At 49.7% G+C, this 15,521-nt stretch carries 14 protein-coding genes; 8 read left to right on the forward strand and 6 right to left on the reverse strand.

Annotated features, from left to right (window positions below; translation table 11 throughout):
- Positions 1 to 18: 18 nt before the first annotated feature.
- Both J2Z18_RS25465 and J2Z18_RS25470 read right to left on the reverse strand, forming a co-directional pair.
- Positions 19 to 333: a DMT family transporter gene (locus tag J2Z18_RS25465; RefSeq protein ID WP_040740412.1), complete on the reverse strand. Its 315-nt coding sequence runs from the start codon at positions 331 to 333 to the stop codon at positions 19 to 21.
- A 1-nt stretch (position 334) separates the two neighbouring features.
- Positions 335 to 676, reverse strand: a complete 342-nt coding sequence (locus J2Z18_RS25470) for a DMT family transporter (RefSeq protein WP_007133214.1) — start codon at positions 674 to 676, stop codon at positions 335 to 337.
- 416 nt (positions 677 to 1,092) lie between these two features.
- Between J2Z18_RS25470 and J2Z18_RS25475 the strand changes: the two genes are divergently transcribed.
- The 5 genes from J2Z18_RS25475 to J2Z18_RS25495 all read left to right on the forward strand — a co-directional run bounded on the left by J2Z18_RS25475 (position 1,093) and on the right by J2Z18_RS25495 (position 7,936).
- Positions 1,093 to 1,461: a YybH family protein gene (locus tag J2Z18_RS25475; protein ID WP_028405079.1), complete on the forward strand. Its 369-nt coding sequence runs from the start codon at positions 1,093 to 1,095 to the stop codon at positions 1,459 to 1,461.
- 607 nt (positions 1,462 to 2,068) lie between these two features.
- Positions 2,069 to 5,824 carry a glycosyl hydrolase family 18 protein gene (locus J2Z18_RS25480; protein ID WP_210095555.1) on the forward strand — a complete coding sequence of 1,252 codons (3,756 nt, stop codon included), beginning with the start codon at positions 2,069 to 2,071 and terminating at the stop codon, positions 5,822 to 5,824.
- A 183-nt stretch (positions 5,825 to 6,007) separates the two neighbouring features.
- Positions 6,008 to 6,418, forward strand: a complete 411-nt coding sequence (locus J2Z18_RS25485) for a VOC family protein (protein WP_028405077.1) — start codon at positions 6,008 to 6,010, stop codon at positions 6,416 to 6,418.
- 348 nt (positions 6,419 to 6,766) lie between these two features.
- Positions 6,767 to 7,438, forward strand: a complete 672-nt coding sequence (locus J2Z18_RS25490; protein ID WP_210095556.1) for an FMN-dependent NADH-azoreductase — start codon at positions 6,767 to 6,769, stop codon at positions 7,436 to 7,438.
- Between the two features lie 33 nt (positions 7,439 to 7,471).
- On the forward strand, positions 7,472 to 7,936 hold the full coding sequence (locus J2Z18_RS25495; RefSeq protein ID WP_051425118.1) for a DUF2269 family protein: 465 nt from the start codon (positions 7,472 to 7,474) through the stop codon (positions 7,934 to 7,936).
- 354 nt (positions 7,937 to 8,290) lie between these two features.
- Here the strand turns inward: J2Z18_RS25495 and J2Z18_RS25500 are convergent, their stop codons facing one another.
- Positions 8,291 to 8,692 carry a VOC family protein gene (locus J2Z18_RS25500; RefSeq protein WP_210095557.1) on the reverse strand — a complete coding sequence of 134 codons (402 nt, stop codon included), beginning with the start codon at positions 8,690 to 8,692 and terminating at the stop codon, positions 8,291 to 8,293.
- Positions 8,693 to 8,816: 124 nt separating this feature from the next.
- A complete protein-coding gene (gene cls / locus J2Z18_RS25505; protein WP_007133222.1) occupies positions 8,817 to 10,265 on the reverse strand; it encodes a cardiolipin synthase in 1,449 nt (482 codons plus the stop codon).
- 226 nt (positions 10,266 to 10,491) lie between these two features.
- On the opposite strand from cls, the gene J2Z18_RS25510 reads away from it, so the two are divergent.
- Entirely contained in the window at positions 10,492 to 11,571 is a 1,080-nt protein-coding gene (locus J2Z18_RS25510; RefSeq protein WP_007133223.1) for an AI-2E family transporter, read from the forward strand.
- 114 nt (positions 11,572 to 11,685) lie between these two features.
- On the opposite strand, the gene J2Z18_RS25515 is transcribed toward J2Z18_RS25510, so the two are convergent.
- Positions 11,686 to 12,045, reverse strand: coding sequence for a hypothetical protein (locus J2Z18_RS25515; protein ID WP_210095558.1), 360 nt, complete (start codon positions 12,043 to 12,045; stop codon positions 11,686 to 11,688).
- Positions 12,046 to 12,286: 241 nt separating this feature from the next.
- Here J2Z18_RS25515 and J2Z18_RS25520 point away from each other — a divergent pair, with 241 nt between their 5' ends.
- Positions 12,287 to 13,030 carry an SDR family NAD(P)-dependent oxidoreductase gene (locus J2Z18_RS25520; RefSeq protein WP_210095559.1) on the forward strand — a complete coding sequence of 248 codons (744 nt, stop codon included), beginning with the start codon at positions 12,287 to 12,289 and terminating at the stop codon, positions 13,028 to 13,030.
- Between the two features lie 79 nt (positions 13,031 to 13,109).
- On the opposite strand, the gene J2Z18_RS30840 is transcribed toward J2Z18_RS25520, so the two are convergent.
- The gene (locus J2Z18_RS30840) at positions 13,110 to 13,991 is read right to left on the reverse strand and encodes an exosporium glycoprotein BclB-related protein (RefSeq protein ID WP_280922114.1); all 882 of its coding nucleotides are present in this window, start codon (positions 13,989 to 13,991) and stop codon (positions 13,110 to 13,112) included.
- 793 nt (positions 13,992 to 14,784) lie between these two features.
- Between J2Z18_RS30840 and J2Z18_RS25535 the strand changes: the two genes are divergently transcribed.
- A complete protein-coding gene (locus tag J2Z18_RS25535; protein WP_028405072.1) occupies positions 14,785 to 15,315 on the forward strand; it encodes a DUF2179 domain-containing protein in 531 nt (176 codons plus the stop codon).
- Positions 15,316 to 15,521: the final 206 nt, after the last annotated feature.

The following is a 15,521-nucleotide window of genomic DNA, read 5'->3' on the forward strand; positions in this document are numbered from 1 at the left end:
ACCTCAATTTACGAATGATCAGGACACAAGCTTAAGCCCTACGATACAAACTACAATACCGCCAACTAATGCTAATTTTTTTATACTTTTCGGCTCGTTAAAGATGAACATACCAAGCAACACACTTCCTGATGCCCCAATACCTGTCCACAAGCCATAGCCAATACTAATAGGAATTTCTTTTAATGATATTGAAAGAAAGAAAAAGCTCAAGCCCATACAGATGATCAAAAATATGGTAGGTTTAAGTTTTGTAAACCCTTCAGTCAATTTAAGGCTAATAATGCCTCCAACTTCAAACAATCCTGCAATTATTATAAATAACCAACCCATATTATTCACCACTTTCTGTTTCGGTTTCATTTGATAGTAGTTTTAAACCGATAATACAGCCTATTAATACTAATACTAAAATAACTTTTGTAACGCTCACGGGATCACCTAACAAGGTCATTCCTACGATAGCTGTCCCAAACGCCCCCAGTCCCGTAAACACAGCGTAAGCAGTCGATACAGGAAGAATCACTAATGTTTTAGCGAAACACCAAAAACTTAATATCAGTAACGCTAGTGTAGGAATTAAAACAGGAATGTTAGTGAAGCCTTCGGAATACTTCAAACCAAGTGCCCAACCCACTTCAAATATTCCTCCGAGAATAAGAAAAAACCATGCCATTAGAATCTCTCCTTCGTCCTATTTTATATAGTTCAAGCAAAAAAACTAACTAATGTTCATTAGATTTTTGTCGCAAAAAAAACTTATAATTCATGGTAATTAGCTTTATAGGTTTATAAAATCTAACTAATGTTAATTAGATTTTATAGTAAAGAGCTTTAAAATTCAACTTCTAAATAAGAGTTTTCTTTCGTGCGCTTCGCGGCAATACTTATCACACGCTATCTCCTGAATTGGGATGGATTCGCTTCGGCCCTTTCCTGTCTATGCCGGAGCATGGGGGGACGGCAAGATGTGAACAAATCTTATGACGATCAGGATGCCCTTCTTTCTCTTGATACGGATTGAGCCGAAGGTGAAAGCAAGCTATCATGGACATGGGATTGGCAAAGAGACGGAAATAGGGGGAGACACTTATGGGGTACCAACAAGCGCTGGAAGCATATATATCGGCAACGAACACCCATGATTTCGATCAAGTGGTTAAACTGCTGGATGAGAATGCAGTTTACTGGTTCTCGGACCGGAGCTGCGTTACGCAGGACGAGATCCGTGCTTACTTCGAACATGCCTGGGACGTCATTCGGGACGAGGTTTATTACGCTGACGACGTGAAGTGGATTGCCGAGAATTCCGGGACGGCGGTCTGCATCTATACCTACCGCTACGAGGGATATGCTCAAGGCAAGTTTACTACCGGCAAGGGAAGAGCGACCAATGTTTTCGTGCGGAACGGGGAAGGAGTTTGGAAGCTGAAGCATGAGCATCTTAGCCCGCTGAAGTAGAGGAATCGTCTATATAGGTGAAGGGAGCTGTTCCATTAGTAGCGTGTCTGCTTGGGACAGCTTTTTTTTCTGTTACCAAGACATAACACCGAAAATAGAACGGTTTGTACACGAAGCGTTTGAGTATGAGAATTGCTTCCTTGAGGCTGGATGCTCCTGAGATTTCAATTTATTAACAGAATATAAAATTACAAGATTTTATCCCTGTTCTATGGAAATGTATCCCTTCTCAATTGCTAGGTAAGGTTCCATGATACAAATAGATTTAAAATTAAAAATGTAACCGCTGAAAGCAGGGGAAGGAGGCTGTAGCAGGGCTCGGGGCCAAATTGAAGGTTTGGACATGGAGAAGGGAGATGAGTCTGCCGTACATATTTTTGAGACGAAAAATACGGTAACCGCTTTCAATCATCATAGGATTTCGATCACCTTGCGAAGCTGGACCAGTCATCAAGAATGAACGCCTAGCAGAGACGTTTCATGTATGATTAACGGCTTTGGCTGTGACGTCTGCAAGCCGGTTATGCGATGACATCACGGACAGAACAGACATTTATGAAAAATGCTGTATGCAAATCGAAATTTGAGAAATTGAGGTGAAACGGTCATGCCATTCATGATCAAAAGGTTTTCGAAATGGCTCACCGGGGTGCTTGTCCTGCTCCTAGTTCTTACTCCGCTTGCCCCTGCTGTGTCAGTATATGCTGCGGAGGGCGATCTTCCCCCTCCGGCAACGGCTCCTGCTGCGGATTTGTCAGCGGAGCCCATCACGGTAACAAATTCCACGTACGGCAACAATCCGTCCTCCATGAACGATATAGCAGCTAACCAGGATCCGAAAGCCCCGCAAAATTTAAGATTGGTCAGCGTCTCCCATAATATGGCGATTTTTGAGTGGGATTTCAGACCTAAAGAGGACGATAACAATATTCAGGTGTGGGATGCCGATGCAGGCAAATGGCTGACTTGGGGGAACTATTGGACCCGGGCCGTGACAGGCTTATCCCCGGAAACCACCTACCGCATCTATATTACATGGAATGAAGATACGAAACAGGAGCATAAGAGCAATGTGCTGGAGTTCACGACAACGAGGGATGTCACCGAGTATAAAGAAGCTCCGTTAACGCCGCCAAGCGGTCTTAAAATTACGGACGTAACAGAGGATTCCGTGACGCTGGACTGGGGCTCAAGTCCGGGGGCTACCGCCTACGACATTTACGTCGATGGGGCATGGGCAGGAGGAACCTGGGAGAATACCGCAACCTCATCGACCTACTCCCCTCTTGAAGCAGGGCAGACATATAAATTTATGGTTGGTGCACAGCGGACAGTGAACGGCGCGCTCGAGACGTCCGCGAACAGCAATACGGTTACGATCACATGGGGCGAGCTGGCTCAGCCTGAGGGGCTGCAAGTTGTAACGGCGACGCGGTCGACGGTATCGCTAGGCTGGGCTCCGGTTCCAGGCGCCACAACCTATCATATTTACCAGGATGGCGTAAAGATCGGCACCAGCGAGCAGAACCGGTATACGGTTGCTGGGCTCGAAGAAGGAAAGACCTATTCCTTCAAGGTGACGGGAGCAAATAGTCTGTGGACCTCTCCTGAGAGCGATGCGGTGACTGTCGTTCCTGGCAGCAATTATAACAATATTACGTATTACACGTCGTGGTCCGCGAGTACCGATTCCAATGCCCGCAACCTGCAGCCTGACGATTTGGACGTGTCCAAGCTGACGCACATCAACTATGCTTTTGCCGACATCTGCTGGAAGAAGTTCGGAAGCGGGGCGCGAGCCTGCGAAGATCCTAACATTCCCGCCCAGAACCGGTACGTGTATGACGGAGAAATCGTCATCGGCGATCCGACCTTTGATTTTCAGAACTTCAAGGCATTTGAATCGATTAAAGCAGCAAATCCGCATTTGAAGCTGTTGGTGTCGGTCGGAGGCTGGACATGGTCCGGCAATTTCTCGAACATCGCACGGACGGAGGAGACGCGCAGGGCATTCGCGAACTCGGCGGTCCATTTCCTGCGGGAATACGGCCTTGACGGCCTGGATGTCGATTGGGAATATCCTGTGGAAGGCGGTTTGGAGACCAATTCCCGGGGACCTGAGGATAAGGAAAACTTCACGCTGCTCATGAAAGCAGTCCGTGAGGCGTTGGATGCAGCAGGCAGTGAAGACGGAAAGTACTATCTGCTGACGATCGCGTCGGGTCAAGGCGACAATTTCACGGTGAACGCCGATTTTGAGAATTCCGTGCAGTATCTCGATTTTATTAATATCATGACATACGACTATAGCGGAAAGACCGATACATTAGGACACCATAATGCACCGCTGTTCTATGATAAGGCCCTGCCAACCAGGTCGGCAGCAAGAAATCATGTGCTCGGCGGGCTGATGGGGCATTTGAACGGCGGCGTGCCTCCGCATAAATTGATTGTCGGCGTTCCTTACTATGGCAAGGGCTGGGACGGATGCGGACCGAATGGGCAGTACCAGGCTTGCAAGGGGGGCTCAAGCGTCGGAACATGGGAGAGTGCCCTGTTCGACTTCAGCCATCTTGAGAACGATTATATCGGCAAGAACGGTTACAAGCGATACTGGAACGAGTATGCGAAAGTGCCTTATCTCTATAATGATCAGAACAACGTATTTATCACGTACAATGACGAAACTACAATGATGTACACCGCATCCCTCGTCAAAACCCTTGATATCGCCGGGGTCATGAGCTGGGATATTAGCGGTGACCGGAACTATACGCTGACGAATCAGCTTGTTAAAGACCTGCCGATTAACGGCAAGTCGAATGATGCTGCACTCGGAGCACCTAGCAATCTGAAGGTGTCTGGCGTTACATCCAATTCCGTTCAGCTTGAATGGGATCCGGTTGAAGGAGCTTCCACCTATGAGGTGTATGTGAACCACGCGCTTTCCGGGTTGACTGAGGGCAAAGGCGCTTACACGATTCAGGGTCTTCAGCCGCTGAACAATTACAAGATTCATGTGCTGGCCGTAGACCGCACAGGCGATGAGATTCATCGTGTCTCGAGCGCATCAAAGCAGCTCAGTATCACAACGTCCGGCAGCAGCTCGGGCGGATCGGACAGCTCCGGCGGATCAGGCGGATCAAGCGGATCAAGCTCAGCTCCATCTCCTGTACCTCAGCCGCCTAAGGAGAAGGATCAGTTGGACGCGCAGGTAGTTCTTTCGGGAGATAAAGCCGTCATTACAATTCAGGTAGCTGCGGCTGTTCAGGCCATTAACGCTTCGGATTCAGTCAATTTCCGAATTGATGCCGGCGACAAGGCAAAGCAGGCAGAGGCAGAAATACCGCAAGAGGTCATTGCAGCCGTTGCGAAAAAAGGACCAAACGCCAGCCTGTCGATCCTTGTTAATGGAACCGAGTACAGGATTCCGGCTGCGCTTATTACGGTTGCCGGCCCGGTGAAGGTATCGGTTACAGCCCCTTCCGAGGCAGACCTCAAGGGAGCCGAAGCGCTTCTGAAAGGGAAAGAGGTGCTAAGTACACCGCTTCTGTTCAAGCTGGAGCAGCTTCATGCCGACCAAACAGCTACGGAACTTAAGCACTACGGAAAATTATACGTAAGTGAATTTATTACGGTAGATGCCAAAGCGATTAACACGAAGCGAGCAACCGGCGTCGTTTATATTCCGGGGCTGAACGAGCTGCGTTCGGTGCCGACGCTGTTTAAGGTGAACGCTGACGGTACCGTGACCGTGGAAATTAAGAAAACCGGCAATGGCATCTACGTGCTGGCACAGCAGGATATGAAGTTCAAGGATGCGATCCCGGCCTGGGCAGCGGAGGATGCAGCACAAGCCGCCGCGAAATGGGTCATATCCGGGGATAATAGCGGTAACTTCGGTGCCAATAAATCCATCACCCGGGCTGAAATTGTGGCGATCATCGTTCGCGCGCTCGGTCTTCTGCCGGATGAAAGCTATACGAATTTTGCAGATGTAGATCCAAAATCCGCCTATGCCGGAGAAATTGCTGCGGCTAAGGCAGCGGGACTGGTGAAGGGCAGAACAGGGGGGACCTTTGATCCGAGCAGTCCGATATCCCGAGAGGAGCTTGCCGTTATCCTAGACAACGTGCTGGCTTATGCCGGCATGACCAAGGATGCAGGTGCCTCCGTGCTCGATGGCTTTAAGGATCGTTCCGCAGTTTCTTCCTATGCGAAGTCGGCCGTTGCAATGGTCGTCAAACACAAGATCATGCATGGCGTATCCACAACAAAATTTGATCCGAAATCCAATGTGACCAAGGCACAGACGGTGGTTACCGTAATGAGGACGCTTCGCACACTTGGATTACTGAACTAGATGACTCACCCAAAAGGATTAAGGGTGCTTCTCGAGACAGAGCGAACGGTTCGAGAGGCACCCTAATCTACATCGCTATGACCAAGAGGTGAACCGCCTGAGTGCGAACATAGCAATTAAAGAGAAATCCCGCTAAAGAACCCATGTTAAGATAGACCTATCAAATGGATGAGGTGATCAAATATGGCGCTGAAATGTGGTAATATCTTTGTTAACTTGCCGGTCAAGGATTTGGACAGAACGAAGGACTTCTTTACGAAAATCGGATTTGAATTCAATCCGCAATTTACGGACAAGAACGCTGCGTGTTTGATGATCGGCGACAACATCTTTGCGATGCTGCTGGTGGAGGACTATTTCAAAACCTTTACCAAAAAAGATCTGTCCAACGCGGCCAATACGACCGAGGTAATCTTGGCGTTGTCGGCCGAGAGCAAGGAGCAGGTTGATGAAATCGTCAACAATGCGCTGGCTGCAGGAGGATCGCCTTCCAATGATCCGGTGGATCATGGCTTTATGTACAGCTGGAGCTTCCAGGATCCGGACGGTCATTTGTGGGAAGTATTGTACATGGATCCAAGCAACGTTCAATAATAACCTTCCATAAGGTTTGATGGTTGCTGTATTCTAACGGGACAGCAAAGCATGCATAGGAAGCGGTAGGTACGCCAGACATAATCGGGCGTACCTGCCGCTTTCGTTTTTGAGATACACACATAGAAAAACTTTAAAGAGGCCAGATTACTGGCTTTACTTTTAACTGGAAATCGATTATAGTTGTATGTACAAACAACAAATATAAATCACCAATGATTAATCTCCTCTAGATATCGCTCTTTTCCTTTTTCAGTTCCGGTTTCAGGAGGTGAATCAAGCACGATTGAGATGCTTCGCAAACCGCCGATTGATATGAAGATATATGATGACAGGAGTGTGATTCCTATGGAAAGAGTATTAGTTATCAATGCCCATCCCCTCGTTACGAGCAATCATTCCCTTAGCCTGCAGGTTCTTAACCGCTTTATAAGCAAGTACAGAGAGCTAAACCCCGATCATGAGTTGCAGCAGATTGATCTGTATCGTGAGGAGGTGCCGGCCATTACGGCCGATATGCTGAACGGTTGGGCTAAGCTTGAGACCGGGGAGAGGCTAACGGATGTCGAGGAGAATCTGATGCTCCGCATGTCCGAGATTCTGCGGCAGTTCAAATGGGCGTCCAAATATGTGATTGCCATGCCGCTCCATAATTTCAATATTCCGTCCAAGCTCAAGGACTATATGGATAATATTATCATCCCGAAGGAAACATTCCGTTATACGGAGAACGGGTCGGAAGGACTCCTGACCGATGGCCGGAGCGTCGTAGTTATCCAGGGAAGTGACGGTATATATACGAATGGCGACTGGTACAGCGAGGTTGAATATTCGCATCAATATTTGAAATCGATGTTTGCGTTTCTTGGTATTACGGACTACAGGATTATCCGTGCGCAGGGGCACGCGGTCCTGGATCGGAGTGAAATTTTGGCTGAAGCTTTCCAGGCTGCAGAGTCGGCGGTCTTGCACTGGATTAGGGACGAGGACCTTCGGACAGGGATAACATTCAGGTCATAAAATCATCTTTGAAAATGAGATGGGAGGGTGATTATGGCTTATACGATGATTTTGATCATTCACGTGATATCGGCCATCGCCATGATCGGCCCGGCATTTTATCTGCAGCGGTTTCTTGTTTTCCCGCAGGCTTCCGCAGGAGGTGCCGGTTCGCTGAGATACGCGCACGGGACTGCCCGGAGGCTGGATCGTTTGACGGATACGGGTATGATCCTTCAGCTGGTCACGGGACTGCTGATGGGATGGATGGAGCCGGTTCTATTTCAGATGCTGTGGTACGTTGCGGCCCTTGTGCTGGTGCCCGTCATCGGCCTTTACATGAAATTTGCGGTCAGGCCGCGAATTCGGTCCTTGTATACGCTGGTAGAGTCATCCACCGTATCGCAAGCCGATCTGGAGCGAACCTACCGACGGTTATGGTCGCAGGCATTGCCCCATATCCTCATTGTTCAAGGGGGGATTGTCATTCTGATCTTGCTGATGGTGTTGAAGCCTTAGTATGTATGGGGGGATGAATGATACGCGAGCGGAACACGAACGTATGCATGACGGACCACGAATGGATGCATGCACGTATGCATAACGGACCACGAATGGATGACATGCACGTATGCATAATTGGGGCGCGAACGAATGTAGTACACGTTACATGCTGGGCATGAACGAATGTAGGTGTATGTATGCATCAGCTGGATACGACCAAGTAGTGCACATGTGTATACGGACACACGAACGAGTGCATGCACATATGCATCAGCGGGTATCCCCTATGGATAAAATGAAACAGCCGCCAGTTCTCTGAGGAACTGGCGGCCGCTTTGGTATTACCGATTCAATGGAATGGACCGGCGTTTAGACCGACGCCTCGGTCGTCACTTGCCATAATACGCCGAATTTATCTTCAATTACGCCGAACAGCGCTCCCCAGAATTGGGGCTTCAGCGGATCGACAACCTTCCCGCCCTCAGACAGCCGGTCAAATGCTTCATGCGCCTCGGCATCGCTGTCAAACGCCAGGGTCAGATGCATTCCATTCCCTCGATCCAGCGATTGATACATGGAATCGGACATGTAAATGGGAACCCCTCCGGCAACAAGGCTTAAATGCAAAACCTTGTCCTTCATTTCTTCGTTGGAGCCGGGAAGCTCGCCGAAGGTTTTCACGGACAGGATTTCGCCTCCCAGTGCGCTCGTGTAAAACTCAGCCTGCGCTTTAGCATCCTCGGAGAATATGTACGGTGTCAACTTCGCCATAATCAACATCCTTTCGAAAGTAAGATTGGAGCCTTTCCTTGATTCAAGTATATAGGTATCCATACTCCCGAATTTCTTATGGATTGCTAACTTAACCTTCCTCCGATATGAACCCTTAGGCAGTCTATAAAATCGGAGACAGCAGGCGCGAGATCGACTCCTTAAATTTGATCCATCTGGACCGCTTCTCATATTCCTCCAAGGTGAGCAGGCTGGATACGCGCAGATCGTGATGGAAAATCTCCGTCAAACGCCGGGACAGCAGCTCATCATAAAGGAAGGCGTTGACCTCGAAATTCAGCCGGAAGCTTCGGACATCGATGTTGGCCGTGCCGACCGAGGAGATGGTCTCATCGATAATGATGGTCTTGGCATGAATGAACCCGTTATTGTACAAATACACATTCGCCCCGGTTTGCAGCATCTCTCCAATATAAGACCATGTCGCCCAATAGACGAAGGGATGGTCCGGCTTGTCCGGAATCATCAGATGCACCTTGACCCCGGACAACGAAGCGATCCGAAGCGCGTCAAACAGGCTTGCATCAGGAATAAAATAAGGGGTCTGGATATAGATCGATCTTTTGGCCGAAGTGATCATCTTGATATACCCGTTCTTGATGTGCTCATACTCGGAATCCGGACCGCTGGTTACGATCTGAATACCGACGTTACCCGGTGAATTGATCTTGGGGAACAGATTCGGCTCGTAGACGATGTCATGGTGATGCGATGCCTGATTCCAGTCCAGAATGAAGCGGACCTGCATCGCATAGACGGCTTCTCCTTGTATGCGCAGATGCGTATCCCGCCAATAACCAAACCTTGAGTTCAACCCCAGATACTCGTCCCCGACATTAAAACCGCCGACATACCCGATATCGCCGTCAATGATGACCAGCTTTCGGTGATTGCGGTAATTGAGCCGCAGGTTGATGAAGCGGAGCTTGGAAGGGAAGAAGGCCTCGGCCTCTCCGCCCGCTTCCCGAAAAGCCTTAAAGAACCCTTTCGTCAATTTTCGCGAGCCCAGCTGATCATAGAGGACGCGAACCTTGACGCCTTCCCGGGCCTTTTTCGTCAGCAGGGCGATCAGGCGTTTGCCAAGCTGATCCCGCCGGATAATGTAGTACTGAATATGTATGTATTCCTTCGCTTCCTCGATATCCTGAAACAGGCGCTGGAATTTGTCGCGGCCGTCCGTAAAAATCTCGACATTGTTATCGTCCGTAAAAATGGCTTGATTCTCGTTGAGCTGCATATGGATCAGATCCCGGTTGTCCTGTGCGGCCCGATTCGCGAACGAAAAGTCTCCCCGATACATGGAATCCATCTGGGAGAGCAGCACCTTCTCGATTCCGGTCTTCTGAAGATCGTCCCAATGGAACAGTCTCACGCTTTTTAAGTTTTGGGCAAATAAAAGGTACAGCGCAAACCCGAGAATCGGGATGAAGAACAGCACCAGCAGCCACGCCCACGTGGAAGCGGCATCGCGTCTCTCCTTGAAAACGACCACGATGGCGAACAAGATATTCAGAACGATGACCAGACCCAAAATAATGGATGTCACATGCATTGCAAAAAATCCTCCTAAACTTCAGCCTCGCCCTTGCAATCCTTCATATTATACGTGAGCTGTTAGGAGAAGTATATAACCGCAGTATGGATTAATCGCTTGATTTTTAGTCAAGTGCCTGTTTCATAAGGTAAGGGAGCGGCGAAACAGCGCGCTCGCCATTTGAATCCCTGCCGTCTGTCATGATACGATGAATGAAACTTTGTGGAGATAAGGAGCACCCTATTTGATAAGAATGAACAAATTTTTCAAACTGTGCTTTGCCGTCATTCTGATCCTGGCCATCATATATTTAGGATCGCTCGTCGATTTTATTTTCAAGCCGGTCCTCTCGTTCTTCTCGATTACGCTCGTGCCGTTGATGCTGGCGGGATTCTTCTTTTACCTGCTGCGGCCGCTGGTCGATTTGCTTGAAAGATGGAAGCTGAACCGATCGCTGGCGATCCTGCTGCTGTATGTCGTGTTCGCGGGAATCCTGACCGGCTTTATCCTGTGGGTGTGGCCTTCTCTGAGGGATCAGGTCGTTGCGCTCGTACAGAATGCGCCGGCACTGTTCGCCGCACTGGGCGATCAGCTGCACGAGCTGGAGCAGAGCGGCTTCTTGCAGGATCTGTTTCCCGGAGACGTTACCCCGTTGACGCAACTGACCGACTACTTGAACCGGGGCTTCTCATTCCTCACCAACTACATCATGAACCTGTTCTCCTTTGTGTCGAATTTCGCGATCGTGCTGTTTACCTTCCCGATTCTTCTGTATTACATGCTGAAGGAGGGGGGAAAATTCGGCAAAATGCTGGTCGGCTTTCTTCCGAACCGCTTCAAGGACGAGGGGGCATCCGTGCTGGATGAGATCAATAACGCCCTGAAAGGGTTTATTGTCGGCCGGGTGCTGGTCAATTTGGCCCTTGGCGTGCTGATGTACATCGGCTTTCTGATCATCGGGCTTCCGTATGCGCTGCTGCTGACGGTGGTTGCCGTCATTGCCAACTTTATTCCGTTTATCGGGGCCATTCTATCCTCGATTCCGATCGTCATTATCGGGTTCATCCAGTCGCCGGGAACCGCGATATGGTCGCTCCTGGTCATTTTGGCCGCCCAGCAGATTCAGGACAATTTGATCGGCCCGTATATTTTCGGCAAGCAGCTGGATATTCATCCGGTTACAATCATCATTTTAATATTGGTAGGACAAGACCTCGGCGGCATTATCGGGATCCTGCTTGTCGTTCCGATCTATATGATCGTGAAGATTATCGTAAAGAGAGTGTACCAATTGTTCTTTAAGGAAAAATGGGAGAAGGCTTAGTCTGCTGATATTCGAATCGGGGCGACTCCTTCTTGACGCAGATGGTAATGGAAAAAGCCCAGCGAGGTTACGCTGTCATGGACATCGTACGGCTGCGGCTTTGCTTTTTTTTGTCTATGTGATTTGGCCCGATGCTTGTTCCAGCGCATCCAGGTTATGCTGCAAATCCTGCTTAAGCTCCTGTATTCGCTGCTTCAAATGGTGCAATATTTGAACCCGGATCTCGGCTTCCCGCTCTTTCATGCAAAAAGCGGAGCAGGACAATGCTGCATGCTTGTAATGGCTGCTGTCATTCAGGATGACATGCAGCTTTTCCTTATATAATCTCTTTACAGATCCGCTGTCCGGCTTGATTTCATAATACCGGCTGGTTTCAACGAGCAGCTTCCATTCGCAGGTGTGGAATGTGAAGCGGTCCCGCTCCAGCGTACCGGTTACCTGAATGAACCGTGTACCTTTATCGAACGTATTCAATAGACATTGTGACCTCCCTTATGATGTCATGTTGATGTAGTACTGAATGATTATACAGTCTGTCCATGTTTAGATTCTAATGGAAATAATTAGGTTGTCCCATCTGTTCATGGGAGGCCCATTTTCGGATGAAAATAGAATAGATATGGGGGATTATGCTCACGCTAGGTTAATACCATAATGTGTGACATAGTCATGCTGTTTGGAGTCGAAAATTTTCAAGCCAAGGAGTGGGACGAACATGAGATTTCAGTCGAAGGTTGTCATTGTAACCGGCGGCGCGAGCGGGATTGGTGAAGCGACGGTCCGGCTGTTCGCACAAGAAGGGGCAAAGGTGGTTATTGCGGATTTTTCAGATCGAGGACAAACCCTTTCGGATCAATTAAGACAAGACGGGTATGAGGCGCTGTTCGTCAAGACCGATGTGACCAAGGAATCGGAAGTGATCCGCATGGTCGAGCAGACGGTGAACCATTATGGACGCATTGATGTTTTATTCGCCAACGCGGGGATTGCGAAGGATGCACCGGCCGATGTGCTGGAGCTCGACAATTGGCAGCGGACGATCGATATTAATTTAACGGGCGTCTTTCTGTGCGATAAGTACGTGATCAAGCAAATGCTGTCCCAAGGCACCGGCGGCGCGATCGTAAATTGCGGCTCGATCCACAGCCATGTCGGCAAATCCGGGGTAACCGCTTATGCTTCAGCCAAGGGCGGGGTGAAGCTGTTGACGCAATCCATGGGGGCCGATTATGCCTCGAAAGGCATCCGGATTAACGCCGTATGTCCTGGATATATCGACACCCCGCTGATCCAGGGACGGACGGAAGCCATTACGCAGCATCTGGTCAGCCTTCATCCGATGGGGCGCTTGGGACAGCCGGAAGAGGTAGCGAAGGCAGTCTTGTTTCTGGCCAGTGATGATGCATCGTTTATAACAGGGACGACCCTCTTGGTTGATGGAGGATATACAGCGGTTTAAATGCCTGCACAAGAAAGCCCCGAGAGGACTCGGGGCTTTTTTGCATATTCCAAGGAAGCTCTATTATATCGGGAGCGAATTATATTATGCTGACACCAGCGCTTCCGTAGCCAGCTACGGCAGTAGCGATCGTGATACCTGAAGCCGTAGCTGAGAATACCATCAGCAAGCGGGTATTGGCCGCTACTGGAATGGCCAGACCGTCCACAAAACCGTTGCTGACTGTTCCGAGGGCAAGAACGCCGGTAAGCGGAGGAGCCAGCGTTACAACCGCGCCTGGAATTGGTGTGAAAATATTGCTTGTTGCCGGGGCGCTGTACAGCTGAGCTGTGATCGTAACGGTTGTTCCAACTAAGGAGAGCGCTACCGTGGTGCTGAAGGTTGCGGAGATCGCATCAATGGTGCCTGCTCTCGGCGTGTTGAATGCAAAGTCAAGCAGGGTTCCCCCAGCGCCGGTAAGGTCGACGGTTCCGCCAGCCAAGGTGACCGCTGGTCCGGAATTGCCGAAGCCTACCAGGCCGACCGTTCCAACCAACCCACCGACAAGCGTTGTCAAGGCAAGCGGTATACCGGAGGCAAACGGAATGATGGCGCCTCCGCCAGGTATGCCCGGTACACCCGCAGGTCCAGCAGGTCCCGCAGGTCCAACAGGTCCCACAGGTCCCGCAGGTCCGACAGGTCCAGCAGGCCCTACCGGTCCCGGAATGCCCTGTGGTCCTGCAGGCCCTGGAATGCCTTGCGGTCCCGCAGGTCCGATCGGCCCAATCGGTCCGACAGGCCCAACCGGTCCAATCCGCCCGCGCGAAACTCTTGGACAGCGGCGCACAAGCACCAGATCCTTTTTACCATGATCGTGTTTGCCTTTGCCATGATGATCGTGGCATTTCTTTTTGGCGTGAAGCACTTTTTTCTCTATTTTTTTAGGTGAGCACAATTTCTTTTTTCTAAGAGAACGATCCAAATTCAAGCACCTCCTTTAGATTTGTTCTATACTACGCAACTTTTGCCTTGGGGGCATGGGTTAATAGCGTATTCCTGATAGATGGACGCCTATTATTTGCTAGAATGTACGGTTGCCCTATAGTTGGGGGCCCACCGATTCCGTCTGAGACAGGCCTGACGCGGGCTGAAATGAACGGGGATAAAGACAAGCATTAGGAAGTGATCCGGCGCATGACAAGAAATTTTCGGGGCTGGTACGAAGTCTTCTTGCCGCCTTTCTCAGCGGAAGGTTAACCGTATGAATGATGCAGAGAATGCAAAGTTTCCGGCATGCATATGACGGTAAGCGGGGGGATTTCGCTTTTTTCTTGGATGAGTCCTTGATTTCAGAGTGTAGCGGACCATCCATATTGGTTAATTTATGATAAGTGGCTGATCTGTTCAGGGTGGTTGTTGGAGGGTTTTCTGAGGCTTGCTTTATCGGTGTGAGCCATTCGGGATATATGCCGTAAGACGGATACTTTAATGAAGACCTGGACACGATGGCATATATGGAGAAACTGCCGGATGATCCCGGAAGCGGGTTACCGCTCCCGGCGGCAATCATCATCATGGAGGCGGCGCTTACGAAGTGCATGACGTAGAATGCATGTACCACACTATTATCCTCGATTACGGGCTAACGGACTAAGGAGATGATAAGTGATGAGCTACAACCAAGAATTGACCTTACGGGATAAGGAAATGGATCTTTCCCCTTCGAGGCAGCATGCGGAGCCTGGACCGGAGTATATCGCCGCACGTGATCATTTATGATCAACCTGTCTCTCATAGGCTCGATCATCGGCATCAACGTAGTGTATGTCTCGATCTTTTCGCTGCGGCTGATCCTGATGATCAAAGGCAGAAGAGGGATTGCCTCTCTTCTGGCCATGCTGGAGGTTTTTGTCTATCTGCTTGGTCTGAACCTGGTCCTTCAAAATGTAGACAATCCCTTTAACATGGCAGCGTACTGTCTCGGCTTTGGCCTTGGCGTTTATATCGGAAGCCGGATCGAGGAATACTTAGCCCTTGGCTACCTTGTCGTTCAAGTCATCGTCAACTCCCTGGAGACGGATTTGGCAATGAAGCTGAGAGAGAAGGGCTACGGCGTCACCTCCTGGGAGGCGGACGGCAAGGATGGCAAACGTCTGGTGCTGCAGGTACTCGTGAAGCGAAAGAATGAGCGGCGCTTGATGGAGACGCTGAACAAGCTTTCGCCGCAGGCCTTTATCATTTCCCATGAACCGAAGAACTTTAAGGGCGGCTTCTGGGTGAGATTGACCGAGGGACGGAGACAGTAATTAATGAGGTCCGAAGAGGGTACGTGCTTCATAGCGAAAAGCTCGCTTTCTGGAATCCGAAATTCCAAAAAGCGGGCTTTTCTTTTGGGAAGGGCGATAGGTTGGGGGATGCTGCAGCCGGGCGGCAAATATCGAGTAACGAGCCCTTGGTGTCCCTGCGGAATCTATAGGTATTTATCTGGCTTTTGCGGATAGGCTAGTCGTCT

Origin of the sequence: Paenibacillus lactis (assembly GCF_017873605.1) — a bacterium.
Lineage (GTDB): Bacteria > Bacillota > Bacilli > Paenibacillales > Paenibacillaceae > Paenibacillus_AQ > Paenibacillus_AQ lactis.

Bases quoted from the DNA above. Each gene is read 5' to 3' on its own strand.
- J2Z18_RS25465 (WP_040740412.1), bottom strand. From the start codon at position 333: ATGGGTTGGTTATTTATAATAATTGCAGGATTGTTTGAAGTTGGAGGC.
- J2Z18_RS25470 (WP_007133214.1), bottom strand. From the start codon at position 676: ATGGCATGGTTTTTTCTTATTCTCGGAGGAATATTTGAAGTGGGTTGG.
- J2Z18_RS25475 (WP_028405079.1), top strand. From the start codon at position 1,093: ATGGGGTACCAACAAGCGCTGGAAGCATATATATCGGCAACGAACACC.
- J2Z18_RS25480 (WP_210095555.1), top strand. From the start codon at position 2,069: ATGCCATTCATGATCAAAAGGTTTTCGAAATGGCTCACCGGGGTGCTT.
- J2Z18_RS25485 (WP_028405077.1), top strand. From the start codon at position 6,008: ATGGCGCTGAAATGTGGTAATATCTTTGTTAACTTGCCGGTCAAGGAT.
- J2Z18_RS25490 (WP_210095556.1), top strand. From the start codon at position 6,767: ATGGAAAGAGTATTAGTTATCAATGCCCATCCCCTCGTTACGAGCAAT.
- J2Z18_RS25495 (WP_051425118.1), top strand. From the start codon at position 7,472: ATGGCTTATACGATGATTTTGATCATTCACGTGATATCGGCCATCGCC.
- J2Z18_RS25500 (WP_210095557.1), bottom strand. From the start codon at position 8,692: ATGGCGAAGTTGACACCGTACATATTCTCCGAGGATGCTAAAGCGCAG.
- cls (WP_007133222.1), bottom strand. From the start codon at position 10,265: ATGCATGTGACATCCATTATTTTGGGTCTGGTCATCGTTCTGAATATC.
- J2Z18_RS25520 (WP_210095559.1), top strand. From the start codon at position 12,287: ATGAGATTTCAGTCGAAGGTTGTCATTGTAACCGGCGGCGCGAGCGGG.
- J2Z18_RS25535 (WP_028405072.1), top strand. From the start codon at position 14,785: ATGATCAACCTGTCTCTCATAGGCTCGATCATCGGCATCAACGTAGTG.